Annotated in this window: 22 protein-coding genes and 1 tRNA gene; 10 read left to right on the top strand and 13 right to left on the bottom strand. The window is 68.8% G+C overall.

The genetic code is table 11. From position 1 onward, the window contains the following. Positions 1-6: 6 nt before the first annotated feature. From JOD52_RS10330 to JOD52_RS10320, 3 genes are all read right to left on the bottom strand, one after another. The gene (locus JOD52_RS10330; RefSeq protein WP_338124028.1) at positions 7-753 is read right to left on the bottom strand and encodes an ATP-binding protein; all 747 of its coding nucleotides are present in this window, start codon (positions 751-753) and stop codon (positions 7-9) included. Further along, positions 750-2,312 carry an IS21 family transposase gene (gene istA / locus JOD52_RS10325; RefSeq protein ID WP_204408388.1) on the bottom strand — a complete coding sequence of 521 codons (1,563 nt, stop codon included), beginning with the start codon at positions 2,310-2,312 and terminating at the stop codon, positions 750-752. The genes JOD52_RS10330 and istA overlap by 4 nt, the downstream gene beginning before the upstream one ends. 101 nt (positions 2,313-2,413) lie before the next feature. Further along, positions 2,414-2,575: a hypothetical protein gene (locus JOD52_RS10320; protein WP_204409840.1), complete on the bottom strand. Its 162-nt coding sequence runs from the start codon at positions 2,573-2,575 to the stop codon at positions 2,414-2,416. An 89-nt stretch (positions 2,576-2,664) separates the two neighbouring features. Between JOD52_RS10320 and JOD52_RS10315 the strand changes: the two genes are divergently transcribed. Then, positions 2,665-3,066, top strand: coding sequence for a DUF3039 domain-containing protein (locus JOD52_RS10315; RefSeq protein WP_204409838.1), 402 nt, complete (start codon positions 2,665-2,667; stop codon positions 3,064-3,066). A 42-nt stretch (positions 3,067-3,108) separates the two neighbouring features. On the opposite strand, the gene JOD52_RS10310 is transcribed toward JOD52_RS10315, so the two are convergent. Both JOD52_RS10310 and JOD52_RS10305 read right to left on the bottom strand, forming a co-directional pair. After that, complete coding sequence (locus JOD52_RS10310) at positions 3,109-3,618, bottom strand: hypothetical protein (RefSeq protein WP_017824255.1); 510 nt, start codon at positions 3,616-3,618, stop codon at positions 3,109-3,111. Further along, on the bottom strand, positions 3,618-4,790 hold the full coding sequence (locus tag JOD52_RS10305) for a DUF6973 domain-containing protein (protein WP_204409836.1): 1,173 nt from the start codon (positions 4,788-4,790) through the stop codon (positions 3,618-3,620). The genes JOD52_RS10310 and JOD52_RS10305 overlap by 1 nt, the downstream gene beginning before the upstream one ends. A 232-nt stretch (positions 4,791-5,022) precedes the next feature. On the opposite strand from JOD52_RS10305, the gene JOD52_RS10300 reads away from it, so the two are divergent. Continuing rightward, positions 5,023-6,822: a DEAD/DEAH box helicase family protein gene (locus JOD52_RS10300; protein WP_204409835.1), complete on the top strand. Its 1,800-nt coding sequence runs from the start codon at positions 5,023-5,025 to the stop codon at positions 6,820-6,822. 53 nt (positions 6,823-6,875) lie between these two features. Here the strand turns inward: JOD52_RS10300 and JOD52_RS17070 are convergent, their stop codons facing one another. From JOD52_RS17070 to JOD52_RS10280, 5 genes are all read right to left on the bottom strand, one after another. Next, positions 6,876-7,088 carry a GNAT family N-acetyltransferase gene (locus JOD52_RS17070; RefSeq protein ID WP_259850102.1) on the bottom strand — a complete coding sequence of 71 codons (213 nt, stop codon included), beginning with the start codon at positions 7,086-7,088 and terminating at the stop codon, positions 6,876-6,878. A gap of 24 nt (positions 7,089-7,112) precedes the next feature. After that, positions 7,113-7,334 carry a GNAT family N-acetyltransferase gene (locus JOD52_RS17065; protein ID WP_017824220.1) on the bottom strand — a complete coding sequence of 74 codons (222 nt, stop codon included), beginning with the start codon at positions 7,332-7,334 and terminating at the stop codon, positions 7,113-7,115. 34 nt (positions 7,335-7,368) lie between these two features. After that, the gene (locus tag JOD52_RS10290; protein ID WP_204409834.1) at positions 7,369-7,716 is read right to left on the bottom strand and encodes a type II toxin-antitoxin system PemK/MazF family toxin; all 348 of its coding nucleotides are present in this window, start codon (positions 7,714-7,716) and stop codon (positions 7,369-7,371) included. Continuing rightward, positions 7,703-7,933 (bottom strand): CopG family ribbon-helix-helix protein, encoded by a 231-nt coding sequence (locus tag JOD52_RS10285; RefSeq protein WP_017824218.1) that lies wholly within the window; start codon positions 7,931-7,933, stop codon positions 7,703-7,705. Before JOD52_RS10285 ends, JOD52_RS10290 begins: the two co-directional genes overlap by 14 nt. Before the next feature lie 147 nt (positions 7,934-8,080). Further along, positions 8,081-9,460, bottom strand: a complete 1,380-nt coding sequence (locus JOD52_RS10280) for a nicotinate phosphoribosyltransferase (RefSeq protein ID WP_204409833.1) — start codon at positions 9,458-9,460, stop codon at positions 8,081-8,083. A 181-nt stretch (positions 9,461-9,641) separates the two neighbouring features. Here JOD52_RS10280 and clpS point away from each other — a divergent pair, with 181 nt between their 5' ends. The 6 genes from clpS (at position 9,642) to rdgB (ending at position 13,728) form a co-directional block, all read left to right on the top strand. Beyond that, a complete protein-coding gene (gene clpS, locus JOD52_RS10275; protein ID WP_017824216.1) occupies positions 9,642-9,965 on the top strand; it encodes an ATP-dependent Clp protease adapter ClpS in 324 nt (107 codons plus the stop codon). Next, entirely contained in the window at positions 9,966-10,598 is a 633-nt protein-coding gene (locus JOD52_RS10270) for a DUF2017 domain-containing protein (RefSeq protein WP_204409831.1), read from the top strand. A gap of 79 nt (positions 10,599-10,677) precedes the next feature. Next, a complete protein-coding gene (murI, locus tag JOD52_RS10265) occupies positions 10,678-11,493 on the top strand; it encodes a glutamate racemase (RefSeq protein ID WP_204409829.1) in 816 nt (271 codons plus the stop codon). Then, a complete protein-coding gene (locus tag JOD52_RS10260) occupies positions 11,490-12,272 on the top strand; it encodes an MBL fold metallo-hydrolase (RefSeq protein WP_204409827.1) in 783 nt (260 codons plus the stop codon). The genes murI and JOD52_RS10260 overlap by 4 nt, the downstream gene beginning before the upstream one ends. Before the next feature lie 23 nt (positions 12,273-12,295). Further along, positions 12,296-13,087 carry a ribonuclease PH gene (gene rph, locus JOD52_RS10255; protein WP_204409825.1) on the top strand — a complete coding sequence of 264 codons (792 nt, stop codon included), beginning with the start codon at positions 12,296-12,298 and terminating at the stop codon, positions 13,085-13,087. Beyond that, positions 13,084-13,728 (top strand): RdgB/HAM1 family non-canonical purine NTP pyrophosphatase, encoded by a 645-nt coding sequence (gene rdgB, locus JOD52_RS10250; protein WP_204409823.1) that lies wholly within the window; start codon positions 13,084-13,086, stop codon positions 13,726-13,728. Before rph ends, rdgB begins: the two co-directional genes overlap by 4 nt. A 1-nt stretch (position 13,729) precedes the next feature. On the opposite strand, the gene JOD52_RS10245 is transcribed toward rdgB, so the two are convergent. The 3 genes from JOD52_RS10245 to JOD52_RS10235 form a co-directional block, all read right to left on the bottom strand. Further along, entirely contained in the window at positions 13,730-14,266 is a 537-nt protein-coding gene (locus JOD52_RS10245; protein ID WP_204409821.1) for an NUDIX hydrolase family protein, read from the bottom strand. Then, positions 14,263-14,988 carry a histidine phosphatase family protein gene (locus JOD52_RS10240; RefSeq protein ID WP_017824209.1) on the bottom strand — a complete coding sequence of 242 codons (726 nt, stop codon included), beginning with the start codon at positions 14,986-14,988 and terminating at the stop codon, positions 14,263-14,265. The genes JOD52_RS10245 and JOD52_RS10240 overlap by 4 nt, the downstream gene beginning before the upstream one ends. Before the next feature lie 64 nt (positions 14,989-15,052). Next, positions 15,053-15,134, bottom strand: a tRNA-Leu gene (locus JOD52_RS10235). A 139-nt stretch (positions 15,135-15,273) separates the two neighbouring features. Between JOD52_RS10235 and JOD52_RS10230 the strand changes: the two genes are divergently transcribed. Beyond that, complete coding sequence (locus tag JOD52_RS10230; protein WP_204409819.1) at positions 15,274-16,065, top strand: SDR family oxidoreductase; 792 nt, start codon at positions 15,274-15,276, stop codon at positions 16,063-16,065. Further along, complete coding sequence (locus JOD52_RS10225) at positions 16,062-16,331, top strand: hypothetical protein (protein WP_204409816.1); 270 nt, start codon at positions 16,062-16,064, stop codon at positions 16,329-16,331. The genes JOD52_RS10230 and JOD52_RS10225 overlap by 4 nt, the downstream gene beginning before the upstream one ends. Positions 16,332-16,413 lie beyond the last annotated feature (82 nt).

Here is a 16,413-nt window from a genome sequence, read left to right as displayed (position 1 = left end):
ATCGGGTCACTGGGGCAGTGCGGTGTGTTCTCGCATGTTCCTGTCGCCGGTGTCGATCCAGATTGTGTTGTGCACGATGCGGTCCATGATCGCATCGGCGTGGACTGCTCCACCGAGCCGGGCGTGCCAGTCCTTCTTCGGGTACTGGGTGCAGAACACGGTCGAGCCGGTGTCATAGCGGCGCTCGAGCAGTTCCAGCAGCATCGAACGCATTCCCTCGTCAGGATGGTCCAGCAGCCACTCGTCGATCACCAGCAGCGAGAACGTGGAGTACTTCCGCAGGAACTTCGTCTGGCCCTGCGGCTTGTCCTTTGCCAGGGCCCAGGCCTCTTCGAGGTCGGGCATTCGGATGTAGTGGGCTCGGAGCCGGTGCTGGCAGGCCTGCTTCGCCAGCGCGCAGCCGAGGTAGGACTTCCCTGAGCCGGTGAAGCCCTGGAAGACCACGTTCTGTTGCCGCTGGATGAAGGAGCAGGTTGCCAGTTGCGCGATCACGTTCCGGTTCAGTCCCCGTTCCTCGACCAGATCCAGCCGCCGCAGGTCCGCTCCGGGATAACGCAGCCCCGCCCGGCGGATCAGACCCTCGACCTTTCCATGATTGAAGATGGAATGCGCCTCGTCCACGATCAGCTGGAGCCGTTCCTGGAACGACATCCCCAGCACGTGAGCCTCATCCTGGGCATCGATCGCGTCCAGCAGCGCGGTCGCGCCCATCTCGCGCAGCTTCCGCTTCGTGTCGTTATCGATCACGCTCACCGGACACCTCCGGCGTAGTAGTCGGCGCCACGGACGTATCCGCCGTCTTCCGCGGGTTCCTCGCGGGGTGGACGCAGGGCGGCGACCTTGTCCTGCCCGGTGGCCAAGATCGGGTGCAGATGCGCATAGCGCGGTGAACGGACCCGTCCCGTCAGCGCGAGTGCGCAGGCCGCCTCGACCCGATCTACGGAGAAGCGGCGAGAGAGCCGTAGCACCGCCAACGCGGGATCCAGGCCCTGTTCCACGATCGGCACGGACTCGAAGATCCGCTGGATCACGATCACCGTGGCCGGCCCGACCCGATCTGCCCACGCCCGCACCCTCTGCGCGTCCCAGGCCTGGAAACGCTCGCCCGCAGGTAGGTCCGCGTCGTTGGTGCGGTACTCATTGCTCGCGGTCTCCGGGAGCAGCAGGTGACTGGTCAGTCGCTGGCTGCCCTGATAGATCTCCAGCGTCCGGGCCGTGATGCGCAGATCGACCTTCGCGCCGATGTGCGCGAACGGCGCGGAGTAGAAGTTCCGCGCGAACGTGACGTGCCCGTTCCTGCCCACTCGTCGTCCGTAGTGCCATGTCGAGATCTCGTAGGGCACCGCCGGCAGCGGCGTCAGCAGCGGCCGCTCCTCCGCGTCGAACACGCTGGCGCGGGATCCGGGCCGCTTCTGGAACGGCTCCGCGTTATAGGCCTCCATCCGCTGCCCGATGGCGGCTGCAAGTTCGGGCAGGGACGTGAATCGCTGATCCCGCAGCCCGGCGATGACCCAGGTCGCGACGTGCGCGACGGTGTTCTCCACGCTCGCCTTGTCTTTCGGTTTCCGCACCCTCCCCGGGAGCACCGCCGCCGAGTAATGCGCTGCCATCTCGCGATACGCATCGTTCAGGACGATCTCGCCCTCGCGGGGGTGCTTCACCACACCGGTCTTGAGGTTGTCCGGAACGATCCTCGGGACCGTCCCGCCCAGCGCCTCGAACATCGCTACGTGCGCTCGCAGCCAGGACTCCTGGCGCATATCCAGCGCCGGGAAGCAGAACGCGTAACGAGAAAAAGGCAGGCAGGCAACGAACAAGAACACCTTCGAGACCTCGCCGGTGACCGGATCGGCCAGCTCCATCGTGGGGCCGGACCAGTCGACCTCCACGCTCTGGCCGGCCTTGTGACCGACTCTCGAAGCGGCACCGGTGACCATGACGTGGTGCTGGTAGGTGCGGCAAAACCGGTCATACCCCATCGCCGGATCCCCAGCCGCCGTGGTCGCGTCGAAGTACTCGCCGTGCAACAGCTTCAGCGTCACGCCGACCCTGGCCATCTCTCGATGGACCTGTTCCCAGTCCGGCTGTGCGAACACGCTCTCGTGCTCGCCCCGGCCCGGGAACAACCGGGCATACACCTGCTCATCGGCGACGTCCGCGATATCGCCCCACCCGATCCCTGCAGCGTCAGCGGCCTCGAACACCGCCCTCACGGACTTGCGGGACATGCCCTGCGAGGACGAAATCGCTCGCCCCGACAGACCTTCTGCGCGCAGCTGGAGCACCAGCTTCGCCCTGATCTTCCGTACCATTCCAGATTGCTCCTTCCGCCGCGTGCCCTATACACACGGCGGAAGGAGCGTAGACAGAGCGGCCCCAACGACACCACTGGTGGTCCCGAACGACGCCACCGCTACGGCAGCGACGTGGCACCCGAACCCTCGATCAGCGGACCCCAGCGAGGCGAATATTCAAGCAGCGCCAGTCCCAGCAGTCCCAGCCGCCAGGGCACGGACCCGCCGGCGCGGCGGATCTCGGTGGGGGTGCGGGCGAGGAGGTCCGAGACGGTGCTCATGGCGGGCATTCTGGCAGGGATGCCGCCGTGCCTCGGGGAGGCGGGGCCGTTAGGCTCGGGGTATCCGTGCATCCACCGAGGGAGTCGCCATGACCGTTCGCACCACCATCGCCCGTACCGACGCCCGCATGACCTCGGACCCCTCGCACTCCGACCCCCACCACCAGGACCCAGGGGCCTCGCCCACCTCCACCGCGGTGCTGGACCGTCAGGTGCAGGAGGAGGAGCAGACCACCGACGACGGTGATCACGACCGCTTCGCCCACTACGTGCGCAAGGACAAGGTCACCCAGGCGGCGCTGGACGGCTCCCCGGTGATCGCCCTGTGCGGCAAGGTGTGGGTGCCGGGTCGGGACCCCAAGAAGTACCCGGTGTGCCCGGTGTGCAAGGAGATCTACGACGGCATCCGCGGCCCGCAGGACGGCGGCGGCGAGGGCGGCAAGGGCTCCGGTCGCGGAGGGTTCCGCGGCTTCTTCGGCGGGCGCCGCTGAGTCGTTACGGCGGCGGATGACAGTGCGCTCTGCGGTCCGGGTTCAGCCCGGATCGACGAAGGCGAACCCCCGGTCGTCGTGTAGTTCGACGTACGTTCGGATTCCCAGTTCATCGGGAGGAAGCTCAGTGTCCAGCCATGGGTGAGCGTCGTTGATAGCAGCGGTTGTCACCCCGTCGAGGTGGAAGACGAGCATTATCATCATCCCGTTGGAGTACAGAGTCTGACCTGGGGTCGCAACCCGCATGCCAGCGGCCTCGTTGATCTCATCGCCCGTGCTCGAATAGTTGAAGAGGTGCACGTCGGTCCACTGCCAGTCGACGACATCCGCGATCTGGAACCTCGTCGATGTCCCCTCTGCGAGAGCGTGCAGCGCATCGCTGAAAGGCTGGTGTGGACCTCGGACGATGTCGTCTGCAGGGTCGTGCAGGAACCCGCACGCAGTCAGGGTCGGAAAGGAGAGGGCAGTCGCGGCAGCAGCCTTCAAGGCAGTACGTCGCGACGGTTCGGACAGCAGCCCCTTCGACCGCGGCACCAGGATGACTTCTGACATCAGTTGCTCGCTTTCTCCTGACCGTGGCCGGGCAGAGTCTCCCTCTCCGGAGCGCCCGTCTCCCCGAGTCCGACGGAGTTCGAGGGGACCAGACGACCGGAGGGGTCAATGACAACCATCTGCCCGTCCGCGACTGCTTGCTCGACGAGATCAGCCAGTTCGTCTTTCGAGGCGTGCGGGTTCTGCGCCGCGATCCGTCGACCTACTTCATTGTTGTGGAGGTCCATGGCCTCCTCTGCGGACAGGTTGTTCGGCTTGCGCTCGTGAGCAGTCCAGAAGTCTGTTGTCCATTCATCACCGAGACTCTGGGCATGCAGTGCATTGAGGTACGCGTGCCGGAAGGCGTCCTCCTGGTCATGCAGGCCGTTGTGCCCATCGACTACGTATCGAGCATCGGCCTCCTGCTCGGCACGGAGCTTGTCATCGTGGAAGGCCTTTGCTTCCAGAGGTCCCAGCGCGTCGAGCATCTGAGCCTCTGTCCTGGTCATCGGTACGGGCTCCGGAGTCATTCCTAGCAAGTCGGAGATCCAACGATTCGGCCCCGAGAGTTCCCACATGACCATCTCGTCTTCTTCGACTTGGTAGTGCTTCAGGATGGCATCGGCATCATCCTGGGAGAGCGCGTAGTCACCTTCCGCCACCCGGAGAGCCTTGATGCGATCCCTTGCGTCGGTCTCGGTCATCCCTTCAGGAACCTCGCCCGGGTCGAACGGGTCCCACCGAGATGGCTCGGGCACGTCGAGGCCGTCGTCGGTGTATGCCTCACTGAGGGTGTTCTGCAGCGACAGCGGACCAGGCGGTGCAGTCGGCATGCGGGCGCCGAAAGAGAGACCTGCCGGAAGTAGGTCCTCGACCAGCTTTGCCACCGCGAGGATCGAGTCGGACACGGTGAGGTCACGCCCTGCTGCGCTGGCACGCTGTTGTTCGTGAGCCTGGGTACGGAGTGCTTCGCCGAACTCCTCGAGATCGTCGGCGCATCTTGCAAGACGAACCAGCGCTGTGCTGTGCAGCGCTGTGCTGAAGGCCGCAGCGTCGGGCCCGAACCAGGTGTCCTCCGCCGGATTCGCTTGATCGAGCCGTTTCACCAGCCCGAGGAACGAACCGACTGCGGAACGGTGCTTCTCGACGTGCTCGAGTACCTGCGCGGTGTCCATTCCCCAGAACTCGGTCATCTTTCCCCTTTCGTTGCGCCGGTTCCCCACACTGCCGCCTCGGAGCCAGTGTAGGCGGCGGTATGCCCGCGACTGGGGTCATCCACAACGAGCAACTGGTCCAGCGGCCGTACTGCACCCGTCACCTGTCTCCGGTGTCTCGGCTCGGTCCCCGGCGGCGTTGGGAAGGCAACTTCCTCACACGCGGCACGACGCCGGTTCGTCGGTGGGCGGCGGTACGGTGGAGCACGCTGTGACTGCACCGAACCATCTCTCCGCCAGTGACCCGCGCCGCCCCTCCGAGGCGGCAGCCCGGTCGCTCCCGCCCGCCTACCCCGAACGTGCCGCCTGGGGCACTGCCCCCAAGCTCAGAGCCTGGCAGCAGGCCGCGCTGGACCAGTACCGCGATGCCCAGCCCAAGGACTTCCTGGCCGTGGCGACCCCCGGCGCCGGTAAGACCACCTTCGCCCTGCAGGTCGCTGCGCGGCTGCTGGCCGCCGGCACCGTGCGCCGGGTGACCGTGGTGGCCCCCACCGAGCACCTGAAGTCCCAGTGGGCCGATTCCGCGGCCCGCGTGGGCATCTCGCTGGACCCGAACTTCACCAACGCCCAGGGCCGTCACGGCGCCCAGTTCCAGGGCGTGGCCATCACCTACGCACAGGTGGGGATGAACCCGGGCCTGCACCGTGCCCGCACCGAGGCCGATCGCACGCTGGTGATCCTGGATGAGATCCACCACGCCGGTGACGCGCTCACCTGGGGCGACGGCGTGCGTGAGGCCTTCGACCCGGCCACCCGGCGCCTGGCCCTGACCGGTACCCCGTTCCGCTCGGACTCCTCCCAGATCCCCTTCGTCACCTACGAGGAGGACGGCGAGGGCTTCCTGCGCTCCAAGGCCGACTACACCTACGGCTACCGCGAAGCGCTGCACGACCACGTGGTGCGGCCGGTGCTATTCATGACGTACTCCGGGCGCATGCACTGGCGCACCAAGACCGGCGACGAGGTCTCCGCCCAGCTCGGGGCACTGGAGACCAAGGACATCACCCAGCAGGCCTGGCGCACCGCCCTGGATCCCAAGGGCGAGTGGATCCAGGCCGTGCTCTCGGCCGCGGACAGGCGCCTGACCGAGGTGCGCCGCCACGTGCCGGACGCCGGGGGACTGGTGATCGCCACCGACCAGAAGTCCGCCCGCGCCTACGCGGCCACCCTCGCCGAGCTCACCGGCCAGCAGCCCACCGTGGTGCTCTCCGACGACGACGGCGCCGGAAAGCGCATCGAGGCGTTCTCCGACTCCGATGACCGCTGGATGGTGGCGGTGCGCATGGTCTCCGAGGGCGTGGACGTGCCGCGCCTGGCAGTCGGCGTGTACGCCACTTCCACTGCGACCCCGATGTTCTTCGCGCAGGCCGTGGGGCGTTTCGTGCGCTCCCGTACCCGCGGGGAGACGGCCAGCGTGTTCATCCCCTCGGTGCCGATCCTGATGGCCCACGCCGCCGCCATGGAGGCCGAACGGGACCACGTGCTGGACCGCCGGCCCGACACGGGTGATGAGCTGACGGGTCTGGACGAGTCCCTGATCGAGGAGGCCAACCGCACAGAGCGCGCCTCGGACCAGCTGGAGATGAGCTTCGAGGCCCTCGAGTCGGAGGCATCCTTCGACCGGGTGCTGTTCGACGGCGGTGAGTACGGCGCCGGCGGCGTCGTGGGCAGTGAGGACGAGCAGGAGTTCCTGGGGATCCCGGGCCTGCTGGACACCGAGCAGATGCGCACCGTGCTGCAGCAGCACCAGGCCCAGCAGCAGAGCCGCCGCCAGAACGGCGCCTCCCGTGCCCCGCAGCCCGGGGTGGTGGACCATCGTCGCCTGATGGAGCTGCGCAAGGAGCTCAGCTCCCTGGTCTCGGCGTGGTCACGGAAGTCCGGCACCCCGCACGGCTCGGTGCACACCACCTTGCGCAACCGCTGCGGCGGGCCCGCGGTGCCGCAGGCCAGTGCCGAGCAGCTGCAGGAGCGGATCGACACTGTGCGTGGCTGGTTCGTCGGCCGGCGCTGAGCGGCCCGGGCTGCAAGGGTCCTGCCTTCGCCCTATGGCGCCAGAGGGTGGCGTCAGATATCCAAGCGGTAGGCGATCGCGTTGCCACGCTCGTGGTCGGGCACGAATCCCATGGCCGAGTAGTAGGCCAGTGCGGGGGCATTGTCCGAACCGATGCTCGCATCGATGTGCCTGATGCCTGCCGCCTGGGCCGCGAGGCGCGTCCTCTCGAAGAGTCGACGACCCACACCACTGCGGCCGGCGCCCGGATGGACGTGCGTCCCGATGATGCCCCACCCCTCGGCGACGCCTTAGGGGTTCTCGGGCCACGCCAGCACGAGTGACTGGAAGGCGATCACGCGGCCCTGCTGCTCGGCTACCGTGCATGCCACGCGGTAGTCCCCGATCAGATACCTCCCACGGACTAGGGCTGCCTCGACCGGGCCGGGTCGCAGGCCTGCCCGGTGGATCGCGTTCTGGACCTCGGTCATGTCCTCGGCGTCCTCGTCCGCCGCTTCCCTGACGTGGATCATCGAGTAATCCTTTCATCGGCTGTTGGGTGGGCGGTCACAGCTGCAGATGGAGGCGCAGCGACTCGTCGACCGCAGCCATCAACCGAGGCGGAACCCGCCCTATGGAAGAGCCGATTCGTTCCACGGCGACCGAACGAACCTGTTCAGCCTGGGCTTTGGAGTCCAGCCGAAGCCCCGTCTCGTCTGCTGGCAGCAGTACCTGAAAGGGGAAGACCCTCTCCGTGGTGCTGGTGACCGGCACGACGGTCACCACCCCGCGGCCCAGCCGCTGAGCCATGAAGTTTGCCTTGTCGTTGCTGACCAGTACGGCAGGGCGGCGCTTGTTGGCCTCGCTACCGCGCACTGGGTCCAGATCAACCAGACGAATCTCACCGCGCAGCATATGTGAGCCCGTCCGACGACACAGCGGCCCACGTGTCTTCATCCCCTCCGCGGTCCCACTCCTCCCAGGCTGCGGCATAGTCCGCCTCCAGCTGCGGGTCCTGCAATCGGCGGATGGCTTGCTGTACGGCAGCTGACCTCGAATCCAGACCGAACTGCTCGACGTACCGGTCCAGGGCTGCGAGGTCGTCCTCGCTCAGACTGACGCTCACCTTCATGTCAGGAATACTACTGTAGGTAGTAGTTCATCTGCTACTGCAGTAGCACTGTCGTTCTTACCACGCCCCGTTGTGGCCCCTGCGGGCGATCAAAAGAGCGCCAGGTGAACGAGGGCGAGCTGATTGTGTGGTCCTGATGCGCGAGCATCAGCGCAGCACGCGGGCGGCCTCGGTGCCGTCGGTGACGGTGGGGATCGCGACCGGGCCGTCAGGTCCGTCGTCGGGGGAGAGACCCAGCTCGGTCAGGGACTCCTGGTGGCGTCGGCGTGCCTGCTGCACCAACTCCGGCTGGGACAGCGACTCGACCGGCTCCCCGCCCAGGATCAGCGGCACCTGCAGGGGGCGCAGTTCGGTGCGGCCCCAGTCGGCCGATGCACCCGCGGTGTTCAGCTCTGCGTGCAGCTCCCGCTCGAACTCTGCGACCTCCGCCTCGCCGGGCAGCACCAGTTCGGCGTGGGCCCTGCCGCCCACCAGCATCCGGTAGGCGTGCTTGCCGGCCCCCAGGGTGGCCTTGGACCGGGACTTCTTGCCCACCGGGTGCATCTGCCCGTCGGAGCCCTCGCGCTCTACCAGCTTGTACACGAAACCGGGGGCGGGGTGGCCACCGCCGGTGACCAGCTTGGTGCCGATCCCGTAGCCGTCCACAGGGGCGTCGGCCAGTTCCTCCACCCGGTACTCGTCCAGGTCTCCGGTGGCGGTGATCCGGGTGCCGGTGGCCCCCAGGGAGTCCAGCAGCTTCCTCAGCGAGCCTGCCTGCTCCTCGAGGTCCCCGGAGTCCAGGCGCACCGCGCCCAGTTCGGGGCCTGCCAGTTCCACAGCGGTGCGCACCGCCTGCTCCACGTCATAGGTGTCCACCAGCAGCGCGGTATCGGTGCCCTGGGAGGCCAGTTGGGCGCGGAACGCCTCCTCCTCCGTGTCGAACAGGAGAGTGAATGCGTGGGCCGCGGTACCTGCTACCGGGATGCGGTAGTGGGCGCCGGCAGCGAGATTGGAGGTGGAGTCGAAGCCCACCACGTACGCCCCGCGGGCGGCATGGATCGCGGCGTCCTCGTGCACGCGGCGACCGCCCATCTCGATGCAGGGACGGCCGCGGGCCGCGGTGACCATGCGGGATCCCACCGAGGCCACGCCGCTGTCGTGGTTGATGATCGAGAGGATCACCGTCTCCAGCAGCACCGCGTTGCCGAAGGTGCCCTCCACGCGAAGCACGGGGGAGTTCGGGAAGTACAGCTCACCCTCGGCGTAGCCGTGCACGTCCCCGGTGAAGCGGTACTGGGCCAGATGATCCAGGGTGTCCTCGTCCAGCACGCCGGTGCTGCGCAGGTATCGGAGGTCAGAGTCGTCGAAGCGGAAGTCGGCGATGGCCTCCAGCACCCGACCGGTGCCGGCCAGGGCCCCGTAGCGGCGGCCCTCGGGCAGGGAGCGGGCGAACACCTCGAACACGCAGCGCCTGTCCGCGACGCCGGCCTCCCGGGCGGCGCGCAGCATGGTCAACTCGTAGAGGTCGGTGAGCAGCGAAGAGGTCACCGCCCCACCGTAGTGCGTCGCGGGTCCGGTCTGTCGGCCCCTCACCGTAGAATCTTCCGGACCGCCGGGGGATCCCAGGCGGCACCGCCTGCCCCCGCCCCGGCGGGCCCTAGCCGCTCGACCCAGCGCGGCAGTGCGCAATGACGAGAACGACGAGGACGAGAACCGGAGGAGGAGATCGATGCCGGTCCAGGCACCGCGGGCCACGTCCGCACCCGGCGGCCTCACCGACACCTCCCTGTCGCCGCAGGACCTCGCCGAGACCACCGGCCCCTGGTGCACCGTGGTGTGGAACGACCCGGTGAACTTGATGAGCTACGTCGTGTTCGTGTTCCGCCGCTACTTCGGCTACTCCCGCCCCATCGCCGAACAGCTGATGATGCAGGTCCACCAGGAGGGTCGCGCGATCGTCTCCCGCGGCTCCCGGGAGCGCGTGGAGACAGATGTGCAGGCCATGCACTCCTTCGGGCTGCACGCCACCCTCGAGAAGGCGGGGGAGGACTGAATGGCCCACGCATTCCGCCGCCGCGGTGACGGCTCCCTGGTGTGCCGCCTGGACGCCGAGGAGAAGGCAATCATCGCGCAGGTGGCCCAGGAGACCGCTGATCTGATCCGGGCCGACCTCGGCATCGGCGCCGGTTCCGGCGCCATCCAGCGTGCCGCCGAGAGCGAGGACCCGCTGCAGCGCCTGGAGGCCGAGTTCGCCTCCCGCGATGCCCGCGAGCCCACCGACAGCGCCGTGAAGAAGCTGTTCCCCGACGCCTCCGAGGACCCGGCCCTGGCCGCAGAGTACCGGCGCCTGGGCCAGCAGGACCTCGCAGACGGCAAGATCGCGGACCTGCGCCGCGTGATGACGGTGATGGACTCCTCCGGGCCCGGCCGCAGCGAGGTCGCCCTGGACGAGGCCGATGCGGTGGTGTTCCTGCGCGCACTGAACGATGTGCGGATCGTGCTGGCGGACAGGTTGGGCCTGCAGCGCGACGGCGACTTCGATACCGTGCGGATGCTGCAGCAGATCAGCGAGCGGGTCCCCGACGCCGCACCCTCGGACCAGGAGCACGTGGGCGGTGACGTGGTGATCGCGGTGTACGAACTGCTGAGCTGGCTGCAGGAGAGCCTGCTGCGCGCGATGGACTGACCGAGGCGGCCCTGTGACCCTGCACCCAGTGAGCGCGCCCTCACTGCACACCAGCGGCGCAGACCCTACGCTGGCCCCGATGAACAACGCGCCGATCGGGATCTTCGACTCCGGCGTCGGGGGCCTCACCGTCGCCCGGGCCGTGCTGGACCAGCTGCCACAGGAGGAGCTGGTCTACATCGGCGACACCGCACACACCCCGTACGGCCCCCGCCCGATCGCCGAGGTGCGCGCACTGGCCCTGGACATCATGGACTCCCTGGTGGACCGCGGCGTGAAGATGCTGGTGATCGCCTGCAACACCGCCTCGGCCGCAGTGCTGCGCGATGCTCGTGAACGCTACGAGGTGCCCGTGGTCGAGGTGATCCAGCCGGCCGTGCGCCGCGCCGTTGCCGCCACCCGCAACCACAGGGTCGGCGTGATCGGCACCCAGGCCACCATCACCTCCCGCGCCTACGAGGACGCCTTCGCCGCGGCCCCCGCCCTGGAGATCGTCACCGCCGCCTGCCCCCGCTTCGTGGAGTTCGTCGAGCGGGGTGAGATTGCCGGCGACGAGATCGTCGAGGTCGCCGAGCAGTACCTCGCACCGGTGCGCGAGGCCGGGGTGGACACCCTGGTGCTGGGCTGCACCCACTACCCCATGCTCGCCGGCCCGATCAGCTACGTGATGGGACCGGACGTCACCCTGGTCTCGTCCGCCGAGGAGACCGCCCTGGACATCTACCGCCAGCTGCGCCGCAGCGACCTGCTGCGCACCGATCCCACGCCGCCGCGCCACGTGTTCGCCCAGACCGCCACCGGCCGCGGCGACGACAACGCATTCGCCCGCCTCTCCCGCCGCTTCCTGGGCCCCATGGTCACCATGACCGCAACCCTGCCGGTGGTACCGGGATGAGGATCCACGTGATCGGCTGCTCCGGCAGCTTCGCCGGGCCCCGCAGCGCGGCGTCCGCCTACCTGCTGGAGCACGAGGACGAGACCGGCCGCACCTGGCGGGTGCTGATCGACCTGGGCTCCGGGGCCTTCGGGCCGCTGCAGAGCGTGATCGACCCCGTCCAGCTGGACGCCGTGGTCTTCTCCCACCTGCACCCCGACCACTTCCTGGACCTCACGGGCCTGGAGGTGTTCTGGGCGTACCACGAGCGCACCGATCTGCCGCAGCTGCCGATCCATGCCCCCGCCTCGCTGCCGGAACGCCTGGCCGCGGTGATGTGCCGGGAGGGCAGCGTGCCCGACGGTGTGGACACCGTCCCCTTCGATTACCGCGCGATCAGCGACCACCACGTGTTCGAGGTGGGCCCGCTGCGCTTCGAGACCCGCCTGGTGCTGCACCCGGTGGAGGCCTACGGCTTCCGCGTGACCTGCGGTGACGAGGTGTTCGTGTACTCCGGTGACACCGATGCCTGCGAGGCACTGGATGAGCTCGCCGAGGGAGCGGACCTGTTCCTGTGCGAGACCGGGTACCTCGAGGGCCGCGACGACCGCTTCACCGGGGTGCACCTGACTGGCCGCCGCGCCGGGCAGTGCGCCCAGAAGGCCGGGGTGAAGGTACTGGCGCTGACCCACATCCCCGCCTGGACCGAGCCGCAGCAGGCCCTGGACGAGGCCCGTGCCGTGTACGACGGGCCGATCGAGGTCGTCTCCCCGATGGATATCCTCGACGTGTCCCACTGACACCCATCGAGGAGGTCGCGCCCGTGAGCGCAGACACCACCAGCACCACCCCCCAGAGCAACGGCGACCGCGTGGACGGCCGCACCCCCCAGCAGCTGCGCGAGGTGAGCATCACCCGCGGCTGGCTGGACCATGCCGAGGGCAGCGCCCTGGTGGAGTTCGGCCGCACCCGGGTGCTGTGCGCCGCTTCCTTCACCGAAGGTGTGCCGCGCTGGAAGAAGGGCTCCGGCTCCGGCTGGGTCACCGCCGAGTACGCGATGCTGCCGCGCGCCACCAACACCCGCTCCAGCCGAGAGAGCGTCAAGGGCAAGATCGGTGGCCGTACCCATGAGATCTCCCGCCTGATCGGCCGGTCCCTGCGCGCGATCATCGACCTGGAGGCACTGGGCGAGAACACCATCCAGATCGACTGCGACGTGCTCCAGGCCGATGGCGGCACCCGCACCGCCGCCATCACCGGTGCCTACGTGGCCCTGGCCGACGCAGTCACCTGGGGCAAGCGGCACACCGCGATCCCCTCCTCCCGCACCGTCCTCACCGACACCGTCAGCGCTGTCAGCGTGGGCATCATCGACGGCAGGCCCCTGTTGGACCTCGAGTACCGCGAGGACGTCGCCGCCTGCACGGACATGAACGTCGTGGTCACCGGCAGCGGTGACTTCGTGGAGGTCCAGGGCACCGCCGAGGGCGCGCCCTTCGACCGTGCCGAGCTGAACTCGCTGCTGGACCTGGCGGTCGCCGGATGCGCCGAGCTGGCAGGCATCCAGCGGGCAACTCTCGAGACCACCCCCGGCCGCCCGGCAGCCGGTCGATGAACGCTGCGGTGACGACACCCGTGCCCGAGGGAGCCCGGGTGATCCTGGCCTCTCACAACGCGAAGAAGCTGCGGGAGCTGCAGCGCATCCTCACCGCCGCTGTCCCGCAACTCGCCGAGGAGGCCGTGATCTCCTCGGCCGGCATCGAGCTGCCGGACGTGGTGGAGGACGCCGTCACCTTCGAGGGCAACGCCTTGCTGAAGGCCCGTTCCGCTGCTGCAGCGACGGGCCTGCTGGCCGTGGCCGATGACTCGGGGCTGGCCGTGGACGTGCTGGGCGGCGCGCCCGGGATCTTCTCGGCCCGCTGGAGCGGCCGCCACGGCGATGACGACGCCAACAACGACCTGCTGCTGGCCCAGCTGGCCGACGTGCCCACCGAGCACCGCGCTGCACGGTTCGTGTGCGCGGCGGCCCTGGTGGCACCCGATTCAGCCGAGGTCGTCGAGCGCGGGGAGATGACCGGTGTGCTCCTGACGACGCGGCACGGGGACGGCGGTTTCGGCTACGACCCGCTGTTCCGTCCCGACGGTGAGCAGCGCTCCGCCGCAGAGCTGACCCCTGAGCAGAAGGACGCGATCTCCCACCGCGGCAAGGCGTTCCGGGCGATCGCCCCCCACGTGGCGCGCCTGCTGGGAGAGTGACTCAGATCAACCCGCCGTGGGCGAGGGCGCGGCGCACGATGATGTCGTGCCCTCCCTCCATCTCCTCCAGCATCCCGGAGGCCAGCAGCTCGGTGACGGAGCACCAGGCCAGGTCCAGGGCGTCCTCCTGAGGTGCGGTCTCGCCGTCCACCGGGACGATGTAGGCAAGGGAGATGGCGTGCTGCCGCGGGTCGGTGAACAGTGACTGCCCGGGGGTGGGGAAGTACTCCGCCACTGTGAAGGGCTGCGGGGCCACCGGGATGCGGGGAAGTGCCATCGGCCCCAGGTCCTTCTCCACATTGCGGGCGATGGCCTCGCGCAGCGTCTCGTGCACCAGCACCCTTCCCGAGACGATCGCCCGGACGATGCGTCCGGTGCCGGAGGCCCGCAGCAGCAGGCCCACCTGCGCGATGGTGCCGTCGGTATCGGTGCGCACCGGCACGATGTCCACGTAGGGGATCGGGAGGCGGCGGCGCAGCTCGCTGATGCGGGAGGGCTCGAACCAGGCGCCCTCGGTGTCCACGGCGGTGTTGTTCATCGGGCCTCCTCGGTCCGGTCGGTCGCGTCGATGCTGTCGTCATCAGCTGTGCGGGCATCATCGCTGGGGGAGTCGGCATCCACGGCCGGGTCGGCACCCGGGGTGAGGTTTCGCTTCTCGACCACGAAGCGCGGGTTCTGCTCGCGAGAGGCGGTGCGGACCGTGTTCTCCACCGGCTCGTTCGCGATCATCTCCACGCTCCACTCGGTGCCCTCCAGGCGCACCAGGGACAGGGTCCCGTTGGGGATCGAGTCCAGGGCGCGCTCGGCGATTCCGGAGAGGATGAAGCGGATGATCGTCCCGTGCGCCACCACCAGCACGTTCTTGCCGCGGTAGAGCTCCTCGAGCTTCTCCAGTGAGTCGTAGCCGCGGTCGGCCACTTCCTGGTGGTCCTCGCGCCCGGGAAAGGAACGACCGGGCCAGCGCTGCTCCGCCTCGTCGACATCCACCCCCTCCGCCTGGCCCCAGTCGATCTCCCGCAGGTCCGGCACCGGTTCGCCGAAGGGGATGCCGTGATCCTCGGCGATGATGCGACCGGTCTGCTCCGCCCGCTTCATGGGGGAGGTGATCACCACGTCCCAATCGACGTCCGGCAGATGGTCCAGGGCCCGGTGGGCCTGCTCGATGCCGACGTCGTTCAGCGGGATGTCCGAGGACCCCTGGAACAGGCTCTGGCGGTTGTACTCCGTCTGCCCATGGCGGACCAGACCGAACAGCGTCACGGGATGCTCACCTCTCCTACGGGGCCTGCAAGGAAGAGCGCCGGCGGGGCCGGCGCGTCGATCGTGCGCGAGATGGGACTCGAACCCACACGCCCTCGGGCACTGGAACCTAAATCCAGCGCGTCTGCCAATTCCGCCACTCGCGCGCCTGCTCAGGGTAACGGCTCACAGCCTGCTCGCCCACTGCGGGCCGGGAGGGTGTCCCGGTAGGCTCGGACCCAGCCCCGGGTGCCCTCGTGCTCGGTGCTGCATCGACCACATTCTCCGATCGGACCAGGAGCTCACATGGCCGCCCTCTCAGGCAAGACCGCTGTCGTCACCGGATCCTCCCGCGGTGTGGGGGCCTCGACCGCGAAGCAGCTCGCCGAACTGGGCGCGAACGTGGTCATCAACTACCGCCAGAAGGCGCCGCGCGCGAACAAGGTGGTCGCCGAGATCGAGGCCGCCGGCGGCCGGGCCGTGGCCGTCGGTGCGGATCTCACCGACCCCGAGGACGTGCGCACCCTGATGCGCACCGCCGTGGATGAGTTCGGCTCGCTGGACCTGCTGGTGCTGAACGCCTCCGGTGGCATGGAGAAGGACCTGGGTGAGGACTACGCCACCCGCCTGAACCGCGACGCGCAGGTGGACGCCCTCGAGGCAGGCCTCGAGCATCTCGGTGCGGGGGGCCGCGTGGTGTTCGTGACCAGCCACCAGGCCCACTTCATCCGCGAGGTGGAGACCATGCCGGAGTACGAGGCGGTGGCCCGCTCCAAGCGTGCCGGCGAGGAGGCGCTGACCGAGCGGATCCCCGTGATGAGCGACAAGGGCGTCTCCTTCGTGGTGGTCAGTGCCGACATGATCGAGGGCACCGTCACCGCCACCCTGCTGGACCGTGCCCGCCCCGGTGCCCTGGAGGCGCGCCGCGAGGCCGCCGGCCGCCTGTACTCGGTGGACGAGTTCGCCACCGAGATCGTGCGCATGACGACCGCTGATGTCCCCACCGGTCACATCGAGCTGGTCGGCGGGGCCGACGACTTCCTGGCCCGCGCCAAGGAGGACGGCACCGCGATCGGGGACGACGGGGAGCAGGCATGACCGAGCAGGATGTGGACGAGTCCGAGCAGAGCTCCCTGGAGGAGCCGCCAGAGGAGGAGACCTCCTCAGACCCAGGCACGGGACCGGCCTCGGAGCAGCTGGCCCCGGAGCAGGAGCGGCCCGGGTTCGACGCGGCTGACAACTCCCCGGCCCGTGAACCCGGTGCCCAGGGCGAGCCCGGGGAGCCGGGGGAGCGCAGCGCCCCCACCCGCCCCGTCACCCTGCCGTCCGCGGGAGGCTTCGGGATGCTGGGCTTCGGGGGTTGATGTCGGTCGGGCGCGCCGGTCACGATACGATCGGTGCGTTCCGACTTCGACGACGTCCCTGACGACGTCCCTGACGACCCTG

It is taken from the genome of Brachybacterium muris (genome assembly GCF_016907455.1).
Classification (GTDB): Bacteria; Actinomycetota; Actinomycetes; order Actinomycetales; family Dermabacteraceae; genus Brachybacterium; species Brachybacterium muris.
Note: the sequence above shows the minus strand (reverse complement) of the source record. Positions and strands in the feature narration are given on the sequence as shown.